Annotated in this window: 14 protein-coding genes; 8 read left to right on the plus strand and 6 right to left on the minus strand. The window is 65.3% G+C overall.

Annotated elements, in window-relative coordinates:
• Positions 1–53 precede the first annotated feature (53 nt).
• From FJ430_RS31395 to FJ430_RS31415, 5 genes are all read left to right on the plus strand, one after another.
• A complete protein-coding gene (locus tag FJ430_RS31395) occupies positions 54–4,130 on the plus strand; it encodes an SEL1-like repeat protein (RefSeq protein ID WP_140706366.1) in 4,077 nt (1,358 codons plus the stop codon).
• Positions 4,131–4,321: 191 nt separating this feature from the next.
• Complete coding sequence (locus FJ430_RS31400; RefSeq protein WP_140659420.1) at positions 4,322–5,245, plus strand: sulfite exporter TauE/SafE family protein; 924 nt, start codon at positions 4,322–4,324, stop codon at positions 5,243–5,245.
• Positions 5,245–6,036 (plus strand): TIGR02186 family protein, encoded by a 792-nt coding sequence (locus FJ430_RS31405; RefSeq protein WP_140706368.1) that lies wholly within the window; start codon positions 5,245–5,247, stop codon positions 6,034–6,036. Before FJ430_RS31400 ends, FJ430_RS31405 begins: the two co-directional genes overlap by 1 nt.
• 200 nt (positions 6,037–6,236) lie before the next feature.
• Positions 6,237–7,493 carry an Hsp70 family protein gene (locus tag FJ430_RS31410; RefSeq protein WP_140706370.1) on the plus strand — a complete coding sequence of 419 codons (1,257 nt, stop codon included), beginning with the start codon at positions 6,237–6,239 and terminating at the stop codon, positions 7,491–7,493.
• Positions 7,494–7,748: 255 nt separating this feature from the next.
• Positions 7,749–8,675, plus strand: coding sequence for an IS110 family transposase (locus FJ430_RS31415; protein WP_226892266.1), 927 nt, complete (start codon positions 7,749–7,751; stop codon positions 8,673–8,675).
• Between the two features lie 212 nt (positions 8,676–8,887).
• Here FJ430_RS31415 and FJ430_RS31420 read toward each other — a convergent pair whose 3' ends face one another.
• Both FJ430_RS31420 and FJ430_RS31425 read right to left on the minus strand, forming a co-directional pair.
• The gene (locus tag FJ430_RS31420; RefSeq protein ID WP_140702829.1) at positions 8,888–9,775 is read right to left on the minus strand and encodes a LysR family transcriptional regulator; all 888 of its coding nucleotides are present in this window, start codon (positions 9,773–9,775) and stop codon (positions 8,888–8,890) included.
• A gap of 55 nt (positions 9,776–9,830) precedes the next feature.
• Positions 9,831–9,977, minus strand: coding sequence for a hypothetical protein (locus FJ430_RS31425; RefSeq protein WP_181175218.1), 147 nt, complete (start codon positions 9,975–9,977; stop codon positions 9,831–9,833).
• Between the two features lie 77 nt (positions 9,978–10,054).
• On the opposite strand from FJ430_RS31425, the gene FJ430_RS31430 reads away from it, so the two are divergent.
• The 3 genes from FJ430_RS31430 to FJ430_RS31440 are packed head-to-tail and all read left to right on the plus strand — an operon-like array spanning position 10,055 to position 14,661.
• Complete coding sequence (locus tag FJ430_RS31430; protein ID WP_140702827.1) at positions 10,055–12,985, plus strand: molybdopterin oxidoreductase family protein; 2,931 nt, start codon at positions 10,055–10,057, stop codon at positions 12,983–12,985.
• Entirely contained in the window at positions 12,982–13,716 is a 735-nt protein-coding gene (locus FJ430_RS31435; RefSeq protein ID WP_140702825.1) for a 4Fe-4S dicluster domain-containing protein, read from the plus strand. Before FJ430_RS31430 ends, FJ430_RS31435 begins: the two co-directional genes overlap by 4 nt.
• A gap of 6 nt (positions 13,717–13,722) precedes the next feature.
• On the plus strand, positions 13,723–14,661 hold the full coding sequence (locus FJ430_RS31440; RefSeq protein ID WP_140702823.1) for a dimethyl sulfoxide reductase anchor subunit family protein: 939 nt from the start codon (positions 13,723–13,725) through the stop codon (positions 14,659–14,661).
• A gap of 4 nt (positions 14,662–14,665) precedes the next feature.
• Here the strand turns inward: FJ430_RS31440 and pdeM are convergent, their stop codons facing one another.
• From pdeM to FJ430_RS31460, 4 genes are all read right to left on the minus strand, one after another.
• Entirely contained in the window at positions 14,666–15,382 is a 717-nt protein-coding gene (gene pdeM / locus FJ430_RS31445) for a ligase-associated DNA damage response endonuclease PdeM (RefSeq protein ID WP_140702821.1), read from the minus strand.
• Between the two features lie 17 nt (positions 15,383–15,399).
• On the minus strand, positions 15,400–17,931 hold the full coding sequence (locus tag FJ430_RS31450; RefSeq protein ID WP_140702818.1) for a ligase-associated DNA damage response DEXH box helicase: 2,532 nt from the start codon (positions 17,929–17,931) through the stop codon (positions 15,400–15,402).
• A 223-nt stretch (positions 17,932–18,154) separates the two neighbouring features.
• Complete coding sequence (locus FJ430_RS31455; protein ID WP_140702816.1) at positions 18,155–19,015, minus strand: NlpC/P60 family protein; 861 nt, start codon at positions 19,013–19,015, stop codon at positions 18,155–18,157.
• Positions 19,016–19,092: 77 nt separating this feature from the next.
• Complete coding sequence (locus tag FJ430_RS31460) at positions 19,093–19,443, minus strand: MarR family winged helix-turn-helix transcriptional regulator (RefSeq protein ID WP_140702814.1); 351 nt, start codon at positions 19,441–19,443, stop codon at positions 19,093–19,095.
• Positions 19,444–19,560: the final 117 nt, after the last annotated feature.

A 19,560-nucleotide genomic window follows, 5' to 3' on the forward strand; every position in this document is an offset into this window, starting at 1 on the left:
CAGGACTTTGGGAAACCGGCCTTTGGCCGGCCATTCTGAACACGGGCGCATCGATGAACAGCAAGCGGTCCTATCTCGATACACTCAACGCCGGCAGGCAACGCCGGCCGCAGCCCTCGCTCGAAGAACTGAACCGCTCGCTCGAAACGCTGGAGCAGCGGCTGGACCGGACGCGAGCCGACATGCCCGATCGCCCCGACCTGCGGCGGCCGGTCGAGCAGCCGCGTTATCCAAGCACGCAGCCTTACGGCCAGCCGCGCTGGTACGAGGATACCTATTCCGCGCAAAGGCCGCTGGACCGGCCGCAGCAGAATCCGGCACCGCAAAATCCCGGCCCGCAGAACCAATGGCCGCAAAATCGCGCCCCGCAAAATCCGACGCCCGCCGCGCCCGCCTTCGGCCAGAGCTACCAGGCGATCGCGCGTGACATCGACCGGGTGCGCGGCCAGGAAGACAGCGTCGCCATGGTCGGCAAGATCGCCGTCGAACTGCGCGGCCTGCGCGAGGAACTGCGCCACCAGATGACCGTCGGCCTGCAGCGCGAATTCGAAGCGTTCCGCCAGGACATCGATCGCGCCATGCAGGCCAACAGCCAGGGCGGCGCTCCGTCGAGCGGCATGCCCGACAAGAGCAGCGCCGAGCTCGGCCTCGAATTCGAGCGGCTTTCGGGAGCCATCCAGACGCTCGCCGAAAAAAGCGACGACCGCAGCGTCAACCTGCTGCGGCTGGAACTGGAACAGGTGAAGGGCGCGCTGGACACGCTGGCGCGCGAGGAAAGCCTGCAGAAGGTCGACCGCCGTTGGGACGACTTCGATCGCCGCTGGAGCGCCTTCGAGGACCGCGTCGACGCCGACCAGCGCAAGCGCGCCGAAGGCCCGAGCCTTTCGGTGCTGACCGATCGGCTCGAACAGATCAGCAGCGCCGTCAGCAACCTGCCGGAATCGCTTTCGCTGCGCTCGCTGGAGGAGAAGGTGCGCACGCTTGCCGGCGCGGTCGACCGTTTCGCCGGCCAGCAGACCGCGCGCGGTGGCGAGACGCTCGCCATGATCGACGAGCGGCTGGATGAGATTTCGCGCGCCATCGTCGCGTCGACGGTGGCCGCGCAGGCCAATGCCTTCGATCCCGAAAGCTTCGGTCGGATCGAGAAGCGCATGGCCTCCCTGGCGGTTCAGATCGAAGAGGTCGCACAGTCGCGGCCTGGAGCGGAAGTTCTGGATCGCCTCAGTCTCCTGTCCAGCCGTGTGGATCAGCTGGCGGGCAGGGCGGACCTGCCCGAGCAGGCCATGGAGCGGCTCGGCAAGCAGATCGCCTTGATCACCGACAAGATGGACCGCGCGCCGGCCCTGCCAGATGCCGACCAGATCTTCCAGGGCCTCGAGCAGCGCTTCGACGCGCTGTCAATATTGCTTGAGCGCCGCCAGGGCGATGCGATCGAACAGGGCAATATGCTGTTCCGCGATCTCGAGCGTCGGCTGGACGAGGTCGCGGACAGGCTTGACCAGCGCATGCGCCGGGACGAGAGCGCCGGCATCATGGAGGCGATCGACGCCCGCTTCACCGCTTTGGCCAAGCGCATCGAGACGCGCACGCCCGATCCCGCCAACGAGATGGCGATCCGCGGGCTGGAAAGCCGGCTCGAGGACATTTCCAGCCGGCTGGAATCGTCCGCGCAGCAGGTCGCGGGCATCGATCCGGCACTGATCCGCAGCCTGGAAGCGCAGGTCGCCGGCCTCTCTGCGCATCTTTCCAAGCCCGGCACGCCGCTGCCCGAGTTCGAAGACATCAGCCCGCGCCTCAACCAGATCGAGAAGTCGCTGGCCGGCACGCGCGATTCCATCCTGAGCGTGGCGCGCGAGGCGGCCGAGAGCGCCGTCAAATCGCTTTCCGACTCGACGTCCAGCACGGCCCAGACCAACGCGACCGCCGTTGCCGGCCTCGCCCAGGACCTGAAGACGCTCGAGGCGCTCACCCGGCGCTCCGACGAGCGCAACTCGCGGACATTCGAGGCGATCCACGACACGCTGCTGAAGATCGTCGACCGGCTGGGCTCGCTGGAAACGAGCGAGGCCAGCGAAGCGGTCAGCGAGTTGGTCGATCCGCAACCGGCCGGCAAGCGCGGCGGCCGCGGCGGCAAGATAGCGGTGCAGGACGCGCCTTCGATGGACATCGACCAGCCGCTGCCGCTCACGGGAGACATGGCCAGCCTGGAAGGCCGCGCGGCGGCGATCATGCGCGATGAGCCAGATGCGCCGCGCACGCCCGCGGAAGCCGCGGCCGCAGCGGCCATGGCAGCGCTCGGACCGGACGTGATCGGCGATAAGAGCGAGACGGCCGGCCGCAGGAAATCGATGTTCAGCGGCCTGGCGCGCGCCTTCAAGGGCAAGAAGGATGCGGATACGCAGCCGCTTGCCGGCTCGGCGCCGGTGGGCGACGTGCCAAGCGTCGACATCGATGAGCCGCTCGACCCCAAGGCCGCCAACCGGCCCTTGGAACCAGGTTCTGGCGCGCCGGACCTCAACGCCATCATGAAGCGTGTGCGCGACGAGCGTGGCGGCCAGCCGGCCCGGCGCGCCGAGGGCGACGCCGCCAAGTCCGATTTCATCGCCGCGGCCCGCCGCGCGGCCCAGGCCGCCGCCGCGGAAGCCGACACGCTGAAGCGGCAATCGACCATGACCGGCCCGGTGAAGGCGCTGAGGATAGGCGACCTGCTCAAGGCGCGGCGCAAGCCGATCCTGATGGCAGCGGCGGCGATCATGATGGCGCTGGCGGGCCTGCAGCTGGGCAAGGCCTTCTTGGCCGATCCCGTCGAAACGGCCAACAACCAGCCCGCCCCGATCGTCTCCACGCAGACGGTCGATACGGCTTCGCTCGATGCCACAGCCGCACCGAAGGCCGACACGGACACCGCGCAGGCCGAAAGCACCCCGGCCCGCCCCGTCAGGCAGGCAGAGCCCGTCAAGGACGCGGCGCCGGCCGCTTCCTTCCCCGCAAGTCCTGAAGCTGCCACCGCCATGCCGGCCGAACCGACGCCCGCGCCAGTGGCGCTTGCCGCGCCTGCCGCGCCGGCGCCGGCCCCGATGGCGTCGGCGACGCCGTCCGAACCTGCCGCAGCCGCCACCGCGACGGACACGGATGGCGACACGCAGCCGATGGCCAAGGCCCCAGAGACGGCCAGCCCCGCAGCCGGGAGCCCCCCCGCCGGCGCGCCGGCTGCCACCTCCGCCGACACGACAGGCGCCGTGCCGCCCGCGGCAAGCCAGACGGCCGCGGCCAAATTCGACATTCCCTCCGAAATCGGTCCGGTGGCGCTGCGCGACGCGGCCGCCGGCGGCGACGCCAAGGCGCTGTTCGAGATCGGCTCGCGCTACGCGGAATCGCGCGGCGTGAAGGAAGACATGAAGGCAGCCGCCAAATGGTATGAGCAGTCGGCCGAGCTCGGCTTCGCGCCGGCCGAATACCGTATCGGCAATTTCTACGAAAAAGGCATCGGCGTCGCGCGCGACATCAAGAAGGCCAAGACCTACTATCAACTCGCCGCCGAACAGGGCAACGCCAGCGCAATGCACAATCTGGCGGTGCTGTTCGCCATGGCGGCGGACGGCGTGACCGACAATGAATCGGCGACGCACTGGTTCCAGGAAGCCGCCGACCTCGGCGTCAAGGACAGCCAGTTCAACCTCGGCATCCTGGCCGCCAAGGGCGTCGGCATGAAGCAGGACCTGGAAGAATCCTACAAATGGTTCGCCCTGGTCGCCAAGACCGGCGACAAGGACGCTGCCGCCAAGCGCGACGAGATCGCCAACGCTTTGCGGCCCGAGCAGCTCGAGCGGGCGCGCGCGGCCACGGAATTGTGGAAGGCCAAGCCGCTCAACGCGGCCGCCAACTCGGCCGACGTTCCGGAGTCCTGGCAGGACAGCGCGCCGCAGACCACCGCCAGCATCGACATGAAGAAGGCGGTGAAGAACATCCAGCTGATCCTCAACAAGAACGGCTATGACGCCGGAGGCGCCGACGGCGTGATGGGCGGCAAGACCAAGACCGCCATCATGGCCTTCCAGACCGACAACAAGATGAAGCCGACCGGCGAGATCGACGCGCCGCTCGTCAAGGCGCTCCTGGCGAAGAAATAACGGCAGCCGCGTCGCATACACGACGCCTTGCCACACATTTGCCTGTTAACTGATTGAGATGGTTTTTGTTTCGGCGCGGCGGCGGGGTTGAACCCGCCGCCGCGCCGTCGCAAGAAAAAATTGGCTTTTCGGTGCTTTATTGTCCGGGGACGGCACTTTGGGCCGACAGACAAACTGATCGAGACAGACGGGTGGGCATCTATCTCCCGATCGCGGAAATTTCCGTCAACGTCTTCGTGCTGCTGGCGATGGGCGCGGCGGTGGGATTCCTGTCGGGCATGTTCGGGGTCGGCGGCGGCTTCCTGATCACCCCGCTCCTGATCTTCTACAACATCCCGCCGGCGATCGCCGTCGCCACCGGCGCAAACCAGGTCATCGCCTCCTCTTTCTCCGGCGCGCTTTCGCATTTCAAGCGCGGCACGCTCGATTTCAAGCTGGGGGGCGTGCTACTGGCCGGCGGCATCGTCGGCTCGACGGCCGGCATCTTCGTCTTTGCGCTGTTGCGCCGCCTCGGCCAGTTGGACCTGTTCATCTCGCTGCTCTACGTCGTGCTGCTCGGCACCGTCGGCGGACTGATGCTGGTCGAGAGCGTCAACGCGCTGCGCGCCAGCCGCAGCGGCGCGGCGCCGGTGCTCAAGAAATCCGGACAGCACAACTGGATCCACCGGCTGCCGTTCAAGGTGCGCTTCCGCGCCTCGAAGCTCTTCGTCAGCGTCATCCCGGTGCTCGGGCTCGGCGCCGGGATCGGCTTCCTCTCGTCGATCATGGGCGTCGGCGGCGGCTTCATCATGGTGCCGGCGCTGATCTACCTGCTCAAGGTGCCGACCAATGTCGTCATCGGCACCTCGCTGTTCCAGATCATTTTCACCTCGGCCTATACGACGCTGGTGCATGCCACGACCAACCAGACGGTCGACGTGATCCTGGCCTTCCTGCTGATGGCCGGCGGCGTCGCCGGCGCGCAATATGGCGCCAAGGCTGGCCAGAGACTGCGCGGCGAGCAGTTGCGGGCGCTGCTGGCGATGCTGGTGCTGGCCGTCGCCATCCGCCTTGCCGTCGATCTCTTCGTGACGCCGCCCAATCTTTATTCGCTTTCCGCCGCGGGCCTGAACTGATGCCGGCACGACGAGCATTTGCAGCCGCCGCCTCGTTGTCGATGCTCTTTGCCCTTTCCCCGGCAACCGCGCAAACGCCGCCTGCCGAAAGCATCCAGATCGGCCTGTCGACCGACGCCGTTTCGATCACGGCGGGTTTCTCCGGCGCCGATCTCACCATCTTCGGATCGCTGGAAAATCCCGATCCGCTGGTCGCGCGCCAGGGGCGCTATGACGTGATCGTCGTGCTCGAAGGCCCGCCACGCCCTGTTGTCGTCCGGCGCAAGGACCGGGTGCTCGGCGTCTGGGTCAACCTGGACTCGGAGACGTTCGAGAACGTGCCGGTCTCCTATTCCGTCGCGACGACGCGCCCGCTGCAGGACATCGCCGAGCCTGCCAAATACAAGCAGCTCTCGCTCGGCGCGCAGAACCTCTACATGAAGCCCGCCGACGAGACCGACAGCCCGGCAACCATCGAGGAATTCACGGCCGCGCTACGCGACCGCAAGGCGGCGACGGGCCTCTACAGCGAAAATGTCGGCGGCGTGCAGTTCCTGTCGCAGAACCTGTTTCGCGCCACCGTGCGGCTGGCGCCCAATGTTCCGGTCGGGACCCATAAAGCCCGCGCGTTCCTGTTCAAGAGCGGCATGTTCGTCAAGGAAAGCTCGGCCCAGCTCGAAATCCGCAAGTCCGGTTTCGAGCAATCGATCTTCCGCGTCGCGCACGACTATTCCTTCCTCTATGGCGTGTTCGCCATATCGCTCGCCATGCTGACCGGCTGGCTGGGCCGGCTCATCTTCCGCAAGGATTGATACCCGCGGGAAAATTGGGAAGACCCATTTTCCCGTGAAAAGAGGGTTTCCCTTTTCCCGGTTTTGCGATACATCGCCGCCTCCCAGCCCTAGGGACAAGCACACACATTTCGATTTTCGGCAGAGCGGTCCGGCTTTCCGGACGACGACGCGCTTTGCGTCGTCGGCAACCCTGCCCCAGGCAACGACAGGAGGCTGCGATGCGATCGGCATTCGGCGGCATCGATTTCGGCACGTCCAATTCCACCGTGGGCGTGATCCGCGACGGCCGGGCGCGACTGGTGGCACTGGAAGGCGAGCAACCGACCTTGCCAAGCGCCGTGTTCTTCAACTTCGAGGACGGCCACACCTATTTCGGCCGCCGTGCGATCAGCGACTACACCGACAGCATCGAAGGGCGTCTGATGCGCTCGCTGAAGAGCGTTCTCGGCAGCACGCTCGCCAATGAGAAGACGCGCATCAAGGCGCGCCAGATCGGCTTCATCGACATCGTCGGCCTGTTTATCGATCATCTCAAGAAGCGGCTGGAAGAAGACGCAGGCGGTCCGGTCGACAACGTCGTGCTGGGCAGGCCCGTGCAGTTCGTCGATGACGACGCGGCCGCCGATATGAAGGCGCAGGGCGAACTAGAGAAGGCAGCGCGCGCGCAGGGCTTCAGGCACATCGCCTTCCAGTTCGAGCCGATCGCGGCGGCGCTCGATTACGAGCAGAAGGTCGCCCGCGAGGAGCTGGCGTTGATCGTCGACATGGGCGGCGGCACATCCGACTTTTCGATCGTGCGGGTCTCGCCGGAGCGCGCCCGCTCGACCGACCGCAAGGCGGACATCCTGGCCAATCGCGGCGTCCATATCGGCGGCACCGATTTCGACCGGCTGCTCAGCATCGCCCATGTCATGCCCGAGCTCGGCTATCTGACACGGACCAAGGACCACAAGCGCAACCTGCCCGCTGCCTATTTCATCGACCTGGCGACCTGGCAGCGCATCAACCTCGTCTACACCGCCAAGGCGATGAATGACCTGCGGCAAATCCGCTACGAGGCCGAGCGGGCCGACCTTGTCGACCGCTTCATCCGCGTCGTCGAGCATCGCTACGGCCATGCGATGGCGGGCCTTGTCGAAAGGGCGAAGATCGCGCTGACCGACCAGTCTTCGGCCGAAGTGAAGGTGTCGCTGCCCGGCGCGCGCTTCGCGGCCGAGATCACGCGCGCCGACCTCGAGGAGACCATTGCCGGCGACATCGAACGCGTGGCCGCGACGGTGAGACAAACGATCGCCGACGCCGGCGTTGCCGCCTCGGCCATCACCGCCGTGTTCCTCACCGGCGGTTCGACCGCCATCCCGCTGGCGAAGCGGCAGATTCTTTCCCTGGTGCCGCAGGCCTCCGTCATCGAAGGCGACATGTTCGGCTCGGTCGGCCTCGGCCTCGCGCTGGATGCGCAGCGGAAATACGCGTGAGGGCTGGAGGTTGACTAAGACGCCGGTCGCTTCCACGGGCGGAGCAAGGAGCGAAGCGACGCGCGCAGACCCGAGGATCCTGTGTGTTGGTTCTGGTGTATGGTTTGAAGTGGGAAGGAGACCGAATGAATCCTGGTCGTCCTTTCGGACAGGCCGTGGCATGGCCCGGTCCCTTCCCACCGGTGAACCATCAACCTGAACAGTTGCACGGGGCTGTTTCAAGCCAGACCCCGCACCACAGGAAGAGGCGTGGACATGATAGCCCAGAACTATGTCGGCTGCGACATCTCAAAGCAGTGGCTCGATTTTTTTGATGAGACAAGTGGCCGTCTTCGGCGCATCGACAACCAGGCCGACGCGATCGCGGCGTATGTGGCGGGCCTTGATCCCAGTCGGGACTTCGTCGTCATGGAGGCGACGGGCGTCCATGACCGGCTTCTGCGCCATGCGCTGGCCAAGGCCGGCGTGCCGTTCTCGCGGCACAACCCGGCGCATACCCACCACTATGCGAAGTCGACGAGACGGCGGGCCAAGACCGATCCTCTCGACGCCAGGATGCTGAGCGACTACGGCCGTCGCTATAATCCTGAGGCCGAGCCGGCGCCGCGCGAAGAAGTCGAGCGGCTTCAATCGCTTGCCCGCTACCGCGATCAACTGGTCGAGATGCGGGCAACGGCGAAGAAGCACCTCGCCGAGGCCTTCAATGAGATCGTCATTGCCGATCTGGAAGAAACGATCGCCTACCTCGACACGCGCATCAAGGCGATCGAGAGCCAGATTGCCGAAGTCATTCGTCAAGCCGAGGACACCGCCCGCGATTACACGCTGATGGTCTCCGTGCCCGGTGTCTCCAAGGTCGGCGCATTCTCGCTGCTGGCGCTCCTGCCCGAGCTCGGCCAGCGCTCACCCAAGGCGATCGCGGCACTGGTCGGCCTTGCCCCGTTCGACAACAAGAGCGGCAAGCTCAACCGCAGGAGCCAGATCCAGGGCGGGCGATCACGCGTGCGCCGCGCTCTCTACATGGCAGCCCTCACCGCCATTCGAACCTGTGAGCGCTTCAAGTCCTTCTACAGCGCACTTGCTGCCCGCTCCGGCTCCAAGAAGCTCGCCATCATCGCCGTCGCAAGGAAGCTCCTGGTCGTCCTCAACGCCATCATGCGCGATAAAACCGCATTCGCATGAACACAGTTGCCTTTCCGTGACGTATAAGCGCCGCTGCGATGCAGAATTCTGCTCCGGTGCACTCCACGTCGAAGGTCACGGAATGGATCCTCGGGTCTACGCTCCGCTTCGCGTCGCTCCGCCCGTGGATGACGACGTTCGGAGGCCTCGGACAATCGCGAACGTTCGCGATGATCAGCATCCCAAGAACATAGTCCGGGTGCCGCCTGGGCTCAGCCGACCTTTCCGCCCAGATGCGCCTTCAGCGCCATCTGGGCGAGGCTCGCCTGGCGGTCGCGATGCGTGATCATGGCGAAGTCGCGCTTCGGCAATTCGACCGGCACGGCCCTGAGGCTGCCCTCCGCCAGGGAGCGCGCGACGACGAGTTCCGAGATGATCGTCGCCCCCGCGCCGGCCTCCACGGCCTGACGCACGGCCTCGTTGCTGGGCAGGACGAGGAAAATCTGCAATTCCGCCGGCGGAACCCCCTGACTGAGCGCGAAATCCTCCAGCGCCTCGCGCGTGCCCGACCCGCCTTCCCGGATGATCCAGCGCAACGCCCTGATGTCGAGGTTTCCCGCCCGGGTCATCGGAATCTCGGGATGCGAGCGCGCCACAACCAGCATCGGGCGATCCTCATCGACCGTGGCGCGGCGCAAGATGTCGGACTCGGTGCGGCCCTCAACCAGGCCGAAATCGGCGCGGCCGTCCAGCACATTGGTCTCGACCTGCCTGGTGTTGCCGATCGTCACGCTCAGCTTCACGGCCGGATAGGCTTCGTGGAAGGTAGCCAGGCGACGCGGCAGCCAGTAGCTGGCGATGGTCTGGCTCGCCGCGATCGACAGGCTGCCGGCGACGGTCTGCGAGACATCCTCCAGAACGCCGCGGGCAGCGGTGGCGCGATCCAGGACGGCCTTGGCCTCCGGCAGGAAGCGATGGCCGGTCTGCGCCAGTTCGATGTTGCGGCCGACCCGATTGAACAGGCGCACACCATGTTGGCTTTCGAGCGCGCGGATGGCGGCCGAGGCCGCCGACTGCGAGATGCCGAGCCGCTCGGCGGCCTTGGTCATATGGCCGTGCTCGGCGACGGCGACGAAGATGCGCAACTGGTCGAGAGTCATGGTCCAACTAAGAAGCAAAATCGATCGGAATTACAAGAGCCGCTTGTTAGACGCATCAATGGCTTTGTTCTAAGTTTTTGCCTGAAGTTGGAAAAAATTGGTCGCCAGAGACCAAGAGTGGGAAATGATAGGGCGCTTCAAATCCCTGTTCGCGCATTGGAACCGCCGTCTGAAGCGGCAGCTCGCCGGCGAGCGCTATCATCCTGAACTCCATTACATGCGCGGCCCGGGACCCAAGACGAAGGCCAAGATGGCGAACGGCAAGAGCGTTCGCGGATCATGAGCAAAGCCGCGCCGCGCGGCGCCAATTCCGCCCCCTCGCAGCGGCCGCTGGCCGACAGCCGAGCGCCGGACGAGGGCGACGGCGTCGAGACCTCACCAAGCGTCTCCGACCGCACCGCCAAGACCACCTGCTACATGTGCGCCTGCCGCTGCGGCATCGACGTCCACATCAAGGACGGCAAGGTCCGCTACATCAACGGCAACAAGGACCATCCGGTGAACCGGGGCGTGATCTGCGGGAAGGGCAGCGCCGGCATCATGCAGCACTACAGCCCAGCGCGGCTGCAGAAACCACTGCTGAGGACCGGGCCGCGCGGCTCGGGCGAGTTCCGCGAGATCGAGTGGGACGAAGCGCTGACCATCGCCACCGAAAGGCTGTCGTCGATCCGGCGCACCGACCCGAAAAAACTCGCCTTCTTCACCGGACGCGACCAGTCGCAATCGCTGACCGGCTGGTGGGCCTCGAAATTCGGCACGCCCAATTTCGCCGCGCATGGCGGCTTCTGCTCCGTCAACATGGCGGCCGGCGGGCTCTACACGATCGGCGGCTCGTTCTGGGAATTCGGCGAGCCCGACTGGGACAACACCAGATACTTCATGCTGTTCGGCGTCGCCGAGGACCATGATTCCAACCCGATCAAGATCGGCCTCGGCAAGCTCAAGGCGCGCGGCGCCAAGGTGGTTTCGATCAACCCCTGCCGCACCGGCTACAACGCCATCGCCGACGACTGGATCGGGATAAGGCCGGGGACGGACGGGCTGTTCGTGCTTGCCCTTGTCCACGAACTGCTCAAGGCCGGCCGCGTCGATCTCGACTATCTGCTGCGCTACACCAACGCGTCGGTGCTGGTCGTGCAGGAGCCGGGGGCCGCCGATGACGGGTTGTTCGTGCGTGACGCGGACGGCAATCCGCTTGCCTGGGACAGGGCGGCCAAGCAACCGGTCAATGCGGCCGACCCCGAAGCAAAGCCAGCGCTGACCGGCTGCCATGAGGTCGGCGGACAGCGCTGCGTGCCTGTCTTCCAGCTCATCGCCGAACGCTATCTCGACGAGACGTATTCGCCGGACGCCGTGGCGGAGCGCTGCGGCGTCAGCGCGGAAACGATCCGGCGCATCGCGGCGGAGCTGGCGCATGTCGCCTTCGAGCAGACGATCGAACTGCCGATAGCCTGGACCGACTGGGCGGGCCGGCGGCACGAGACGATCGAGGGACGGCCTGTCTCGATGCATGCCATGCGCGGCATCTCGGCCCATTCCAACGGTTTTCACACCTGCCGCGCCATCCATCTGCTGCAGGTGCTGCTCGGCACCGTCGATGTCCCCGGCGGCTTCCGCTTCAAGCCGCCTTATCCGCGCCCGGCGCCGCCGGGGCCGAAGCCATGCGGAAAAAACGTTCGGCCGATGACGCCGCTCGACGGCATGCCGCTCGGCTTCGTCTGCGGACCGGACGATCTTCTCGTCGACGACGCCGGCCAGCCCACCCGCATCGACAAGGCCTATTCCTGGGAAGCTCCCCTGGCCGCGCATGGGCTGATGCACTCGGTCATCCGCAACGCCTGGGCCGGCGATCCTTATCCGATCGACACGCTGATGATGTACATGTCGAACATGGCGTGGAACTCGTCGATGAACACCGTCGAGACGATTGCCATGCTGACCGACAAGGACGAGGCCGGCGCCTACAAGATCCCCTTCATCATCTATTCCGACGCCTATTATTCCGAGACCGTGCCCTTCGCCGACCTGGTGCTGCCCGACACCACCTATCTCGAGCGGCACGACTGCATCAGCCTGCTCGACCGGCCGATCAGCCATGCCGACGGGGCCGCCGACGCCATCCGCCATCCAGTGGTGCAGCCGGACCGCGACGTGCGGCCGTTCCAGTCGGTGCTGATCGAGCTCGGCGCGCGGCTTGGCCTGCCAGGCTTCGTCGACGAGCACGGTTCGGCCAAATACAGCTGTTATGCCGACTATATCGTCAACCATCAGCGCACGCCCGGCATCGGCCCTTTAGCCGGCTGGCGCGGCAAGAATGGCGGCTCGATCGGCAGGGGCGACGTCAACCCCGACCAGCTGCAGCGCTATATCGACAATGGCGGCTTCTGGCATCACGATTTCTCCGACGACCAGCGCTATTACAAAATGGGCAACCGCGCCTATCTCGACTTCGCCGTCGAGATGGGTTTCATCCCCAAGGCCGAGCCTATTGTCTTCCAGCTCTACTCGGAGCCGATGCAGCGGTTCAGGCTTGCCGCGCGCGGCCATGGCAAGGTGCAGCCACCCGACGCCGAGCGCGGCCGCATCGAAGCCTATATGGACCCGCTGCCATTCTGGTACGCGCCCTTCGAGGACGACGCCGTCGACCTCGGAAAATATCCGCTGCATGCGCTGACGCAGCGGCCGATGCACATGTACCATTCCTGGGGCTCGCAGAATGCGTGGCTGCGGCAGATCACCAGCCAGAACCGGCTGTTCGTGCATAGCCAGACGGCCGCCGGACTTGGCCTCGCCGACGACGACTGGGTGTGGATCGAAAGCGTCAACGGCCGGGTGAAAGGCCAGATCAAGCTGATCGACGGCGTGAATCCGGACACGGTGTGGACCTGGAACGCGGTCGGCAAGCGGCGCGGCAGTTGGGGCCTGAAGGACGATGCGGCGGAAAGCAATCGCGGCTTCCTGCTCAACCACATTATCGGCGACCAGACATCGGCCGACGCCAACGGCAAGCGTTACTCCAATTCAGACCCGGTCACCGGACAGGCGGCATGGTTTGACGTGCGCGTGCGGATCGTCAAATGCGCGCCGCAGGAAGCCGGCTTCACCGAGCCGCAATTCGAGCGTTTCGCCCAGCCGCCGCATTTCGAACCTTCGCCCGAAGTGCTTCGCTTCGGCGCCGCGTTTCGCATGAACAGGGAAGCCGCCGAATGACCTGCCTTCCCGCCCGGACCGACAAGAAACTCGGCCTCGTCATCGACCTCGACACCTGCGTGGGCTGCCAGGCCTGCGTCACCGCCTGCAAGGAGTGGAACACCGGCGGCCACATGGCGCCGCTGACCGACATCGATCCCTATGGCGGACATGTCGACGGCGTCTGGTTCAACCGCGTGCACAGTTATGAGCATACGACAGAGCTTGGCGGCCGCACGGTGAACTTCCCGCGTTCCTGCCTGCATTGCGAGCAGCCGGCCTGCGTCACCGTGTGCCCGACCGGCGCCTCCTACAAGCGCGCCTCGGACGGCATCGTGCTGGTCGACGAGGATAAATGCATCGGCTGCAAATTGTGCAGCTGGGCCTGCCCCTACGGCGCGCGCGAGTTCGATACCGATGTCGGCGTGATGAAGAAATGCACGCTGTGCGTCGACCGCATCTACAACGACAATCTGGCCGAGGAGGATCGCGTGCCCGCCTGCGTTGCCGCTTGCCCGACCAGCGCCCGGCATTTCGGCGATCTCGGCGATCCGGCTTCGGCGATCTCGCAGCTTGTCGAGGAACGTGGCGGCGTCGCGCTGATGCCGGAGCTTGGCTACAAGCCGACCAACGGATATCTGCCGCCGCGTGCCCGCAGCGAGCGGGCGGCGAAGGTGGACGCACCGGCACTGGAGCCGATCAAGGCCGAGGGCGGCTTTCTCGGCTGGATCGATCGCATGCTTTCGAACTGACCGATCATGCATCCCGCTTTCTCGGTCGTATTCTTCACCACAGCCACAGGGGCCGGCTACGGCCTGCTGGCGCAGCTCGGCCTGCTTGGCGGGTTGGGGTACATCCCAGCCGATTTCTGGCTGGGCTTTGTCGGCATGGGGTTGGCGCTTGGCCTGATCGCGGCCGGATTGCTGTCGTCGACCGGCCATCTCGGCCGGCCCGAGCGGGCATGGCGCGCCTTCTCGCAATGGCGCAGCTCGTGGCTGTCGCGCGAAGGCGTGGCCTCGGTCGCCACCTTCGTTCCGGCTGCCTTGTTCGGCATCGGCTGGGTGCTTCTCGGCCGCAGCGGCGGCTGGGTGGCGATCGCCGGCCTGCTGGCGGCGGCCGGCGCGGTGACGACAGTCTGCACGACGGGCATGATCTACGCCTCGCTGAAGCCGATCGCCCAATGGCACAGCCGCTATACTTTGCCGGCTTATCTCATTTTCGCAGCGATGACCGGAAGCGTTCTCGCCAACGCTTTGCTCCAGGGGTTCAAGCTGGGTTCAACGGCGGTGCTAATCTGCGCGTTGCTTGCCACGCTTATCGGTTGGGGCTGGAAGCTTGCGACCTGGCGCTACAATGACCGGTTGGAGATCCCGACCACGGCCAATACGGCGACTGGTTTGGCAGGCGGCACGGTGCGGTCGATCGAATGGCCGCACACCGAAGAAAACTATCTGCTGAAGGAAATGGGCTTTCGCATCGCCCGCAAGCACAGCGCCAAGCTGCGGCGGATCGCGCAAGGCCTGGCTTTCGTCGCGCCGGCTGCCCTGCTTGCCGTCGCGTTCGTCTTGCCGTGGCCCTTCGTGGCGATTGCGTCGGCGCTCGCGGCTATGTCCCAGCTCGCCGGCATGCTCGTCGAGCGCTGGCTGTTCTTCGCCGAGGCGAAGCACACCGTGACGCTCTATTACGGCCGCGAGTAGTCTTTCACCCCGGGCGCAGCATGGAGCCCGAGATGGCGAAGATGCGCTCGGCGCCGAGCATATAGGCCATCAATGTTTCCAGCCGGAACAGGCCGGAATAGGCGCGGTCGAGCACGTTAAGGGAGCCGGTATAGGCGCCGAAGGCCGGCATGATCATGCGACCGCCGTCGCCGGCGAAGCAGCGCCGCCTGACCGAGCGGCCGCGCTGGACGATGCGCGCGCAAGGGTGGAGATGGCCGGCGATTTCGCCCTCAACCCACGTCTTCGACGGCTCATGACGGAAGAGCAGCGAGCCGATGGCGAGTTCCTTGACGGTCTCGCCTGGCAGGTCGGCGGGAGCATCCGGGTCGTGGTTGCCGGCGACCCAGAACCAGTCGCGGCCGGCCATCATCGCCTCCAGCCTTTCGCGGAAACTCGAATGCATGCGCTCGGCGCCGCCGCCGTCGTGGAAGGAGTCGCCCAGGCTGAGGACGATCCGCGGCTGGTAGTCGGCGATGACCGCCTGCAACCGCAGCAAGGTGGCGCCCGTGTCGTAAGGCGGGATCAGCGCGCCGCGCTTTGCGAAAGAAGAGCCTTTTTCGAGATGCAAGTCAGAGACGGCGAGCAGCCGCAGATCGGGGAAATAGAGCACGCCGCGCCGGTCGCAGACCGCGCGCTCACCGGCGATGCCGACAAGGTCGGCCTCGGCGATCAGCGTTGCGCGCGACAGCGAAAAATTCATCCCCTCCAGGCCTTCTTTCAGTCCGCCATTTCCGGCCCCATGGCCTCTTCGACGAGGGTGGCGGCATCCATTAGCAGTGTTTCATCCGCCTCGCCATTCACCGGCATCTTGCCGATTTCAAGCATGATCGGCACGGCCAACGGCGATATCTGCTCGAGATTCTTATGCATGATTCGACCGCGGATGCGCGAGAGCATCTCGGCAAGTCTGCTGACATCGAGCAACCCGGTCGCGGCATCGGTACGGGTGGCCTGCAGCAGAATGTGGTCGGGTTCATGGCTGCGCAGCACGTCATAGATCAGGTCTGTCGACACAGTGACCTGACGACCGCTTTTTTCCTTGCCTGGGTGGCGCTTTTCGATCAGGCCGGAAATCAGCGCGCAGTTCCGGAAGGTGCGCTTCAGCAGCCAGCTGTCGGCAAACCAGGCTTCGAGGTCATCCCCAAGCATGTCCTGATCGAACAGTGTGGCCAGCGACGGTTTCCTGTTCTCGAACATCCAGCCCATGTCGGCCAGCGACCAGATGGCCAGCGCATAGTCGGTGGCGACGAAGCCGACCGGCTTGGCTCCCACACGATCGAGCCGTCGCGTGAGCAGCATGCCGAGCGTCTGATGCGCAAGCCTGCCTTCGAACGGATAGGCGACGAGGTAATATCGGTTACCGCGTGGAAAAGTCTCGATCAACAGATCGTCGCGTTTCGGCAGCACCGACTTGTCCGCCTGGAACCGCAGCCAATCCGCGACCTGCTCGGGCAGCTTCTTCCAGCGTTGCGGGTCGTCGAGCATGGCCCGCACCTGCTCGGCCAGGTAAGTCGAAAGCGGGAATTTGCCGCCGCCGTAATAGGGAACTTTCGCATCGCTGCCGGGCGCGTTCGAGACGAAGCACTCGTTCTCGCGGATGCCTTCGAAGCGCAAGATCTTGCCGGCGAACATGAAGGTGTCACCGTGGGTCAAGGTCTCCAGAAACGCTTCCTCGATCTTTCCCAACACCCTGCCGCCGCGCGAGGCCGCTCCCCTGCTGCCGGCCTGGACGTAGCGAACGTTGAGCGCCGGCACTTCGATGATGGTGCCGACATTCAGCCTGTATTGCTGGGCGACACCCGGATTTGAAACCCGCCACAGGCCTTCCTTCGTCTGCCGGATGCGGGCATAGCGCTCGTAATTTCTCAGCGCGTAGCCGCCGGTGGCGACGAAGTCGATGACCCGGTCGAATGTCGGCCTGTCCAGGCTGGCGTAGGGTGCGGCCGTCCTTACCTCTTCGAACAACGCATCGGCATGGAACGGCGCCCCACAGGCGCAACCCAGCACATGCTGCGCCAGCACATCGAGCCCGCCATTGACCAGCGGCGGGGTGTCCTGCGCGCCGAGATAGTTGGCATCAAGCGCCGCCCGGCACTCCAGCACCTCGAAGCGGTTGGCCGGAATGAGGATCGCCTTGGAGGGCTCATCCATGCGGTGGTTGGCGCGACCGATGCGCTGCGCCAGCCGGCTGGCGCCCTTCGGTGCGCCGACATGCACGACCAGATCCACGTCGCCCCAGTCGATGCCGAGGTCCAAGGTGGATGTAGCAACAATGGCGCGCAACGCGTTTTCACCCATGGCCTTCTCGACGCGGCGGCGCTGAGCGACGTCCAGCGAACCGTGATGGAGCGCGATCGGCAAAGTGTCTTCATTGACGCGCCAAAGCTCCTGGAACAAAAGCTCGGCCTGGCTGCGCGTATTGACGAACAGCAGCGTGGTCTTGTGCCGCTTGATCTCGCGATAGATCTCGGGAGTGGCGTAGCGGGCCGAGTGCCCGGCCCAGGGCACCCGTTCTTCTGAATCGAGGATTGATATCTCGGGCTTGGCGCCGCCCGTGACGACGATGAGCTCGGACATGGCGCCGGGAGAAGCCTGACTGACCAGCCAACGCCGCAATTCGTCCGGTTCGGCCACGGTGGCTGACAGGCCTATCGTTTGCAACCCGGGCACAAAGGCGCGCAACCGCGCCAGGCCAAGTGCCAGCAGATGGCCGCGCTTGGAGGTGACCAACGAATGTAGTTCATCGAGCACGACATAGCGCAAATCCTCGAAGAAGCGCCTGGCGTCGTTCGAGGCGATCAGCAGCGCGAGTTGCTCGGGCGTGGTGAGCAGGATGTCGGGCGGTACAAGCTTTTGCCGCTGGCGCTTGTGCGAAGGCGTGTCGCCGGTGCGCGTTTCGATGGTGACGGGCAGTCCGATCTCCTCGACCGGCTTGCCGAGATTGCGCTCGATGTCGACGGCCAGAGCCTTGAGCGGCGAGATATAGAGCGTGTGGATGCCGCGATGCGCCTGGCCGGGTTTTCGCTTGGGACGGTTGGCGAGCTCGGTCAGCGACGGCAGGAAGCCGGCCAATGTCTTGCCGGCGCCGGTCGGGGCGATCAGCAGTACCGATTGGCCGCTTTGAGCCTTCGCCAGCAGCTCGAGCTGATGGACGCGCGGCGACCAGCCCTTTTCGCCGAACCATCTGACGAATGGCTCAGGCAGCAGGACAGCGGCATTCTGCTCGGCAAGGCGCGGCTGCTCGGTCACGCGCAAGAGGTAGCGCGGCGGCGCGCAATCGCCAAGGAAAATCGGAACAAAAGGGGATCATGGTTCCTCGCCCCGTTACGGGGAGAGGATGCCGGCAGGCAGGTGAGGGGCTGTGCGCCAATGTTCAGAGGTTGGCTTGGTCAGCGCGAGCAATCGCAGGTTCGCGCTGACCCTCATCCGCCCTTCGGGCACCTTCTCCCCGTGAACGGGAGAGAAGGAAAGATCAGGGCCTCCTGAACCCGGTCGGGCCGCCATAGAGGTAGCCGATGCGATCGACCGCCTCTTTCAGCCCCTCGCGCGAGACCAGCATGGTGTGGCCATTAGCGTGGATCATGTCGCGAGCGTCGGTCATGATCGCGACGTGGCCTTTCCAGAAGACGAGGTCGCCGCGTTGAAGTCCGGCAAAGTCCGGACCCGGCTCGAACGGCGTGCCGATGCTCGCTGCCTGCATGTCGGAATCGCGCAGCACATTCTCGCCAATCATGCGCATTGCCAACTGCACAAGCCCGGAACAGTCGATGCCGAAGCCGGAGACGCCACCCCAAAGATAGGGGGTCCCCAGGAAGGTTTCTGCGACGGTGACGTAGTCCTCGGCCCGCTCAGCGATCGGCCGCAGATGGCCGGCGATGACCGCCTGGCCGGAGGGCAGCAACGCATAATGCGTGCCGCGCGTTTCGGCCGAACCGGTCACGGCCACGGTCGAACTCATCGACAGCTGTCCGCTGATCGGAAAGCGCAGATCCGGTCCCGGATAGAGGAAGGTGCGCGGCACGGAGACGATGTGGGTCGGCGCATGGTCGCGCGCGCCAATCAGATTATCGGCCACATAGCCGACATAGCCGTCGCGTTCGGCCTGCACCCAAGCCCAGCCTTCGGCATCCTCGAACACCAGCACGTCGTCGCCGAACAGCGCCTGTGTGTTCACGCCCGCATCCGGGCGCGGCGCCTTGCGCAGATCGGCGACCGACACCGTGACCCGCGCCGGGCGGCCGGTGACGAAGCGGTCGGCGGCGACCTCGCCCTTCAGCCTCGCATCGGCAAGGTCGGAGCGGAAAGCATGAAGGCGGGCATCCCTGGCGGTCAAATCGATAAATCCAGTCAAATTCTTTGTTGGGGCATGATCTTATCCGAAAACCGGTTCCCACTTTTCGGGATCATGCTCTAGATGGGCAATTCATGCGCGCGGGCGACGATACCATCGCCGAAGCGCTCGACAAAGAGCGCGCCTTCCACCGTGCGCCGGATCAGCACGTTGCGCTTGTCGAGCTCATCGCGATGGCGCGAGACCAGCTTCAGCGCTCCCATCGTATCCAGCGCGCGGGTGATGACCGGCTTGGTGACGTTGAGCTTGGCGGCCAGCCCGCGCACCGTATGGGGCGGCGGATCGAGATAGATGGTGAACAGGATCGCTGTCTGGCGCATCGTGAGATCCGGCGCGCCGTCGCGCACCTGGACCAGCATCACCTGCTGCCACAGTCGCAAGGCCTGGCTCGGGCGTATCGAGATCGACATCGCCCAAGCATGCCGGCAAATTGTTTCGGTTCCGTTTCAGTGACGATTTGTTTTGTTCGACCATGATCTTATCCGAAAACCGGCCCCCCACTTTTTGCTGCGCTGACCTCCGGTTCG

Origin of the sequence: Mesorhizobium sp. B2-8-5 (assembly GCF_006440675.2) — a bacterium.
Classification (GTDB): domain Bacteria; phylum Pseudomonadota; class Alphaproteobacteria; order Rhizobiales; family Rhizobiaceae; genus Mesorhizobium.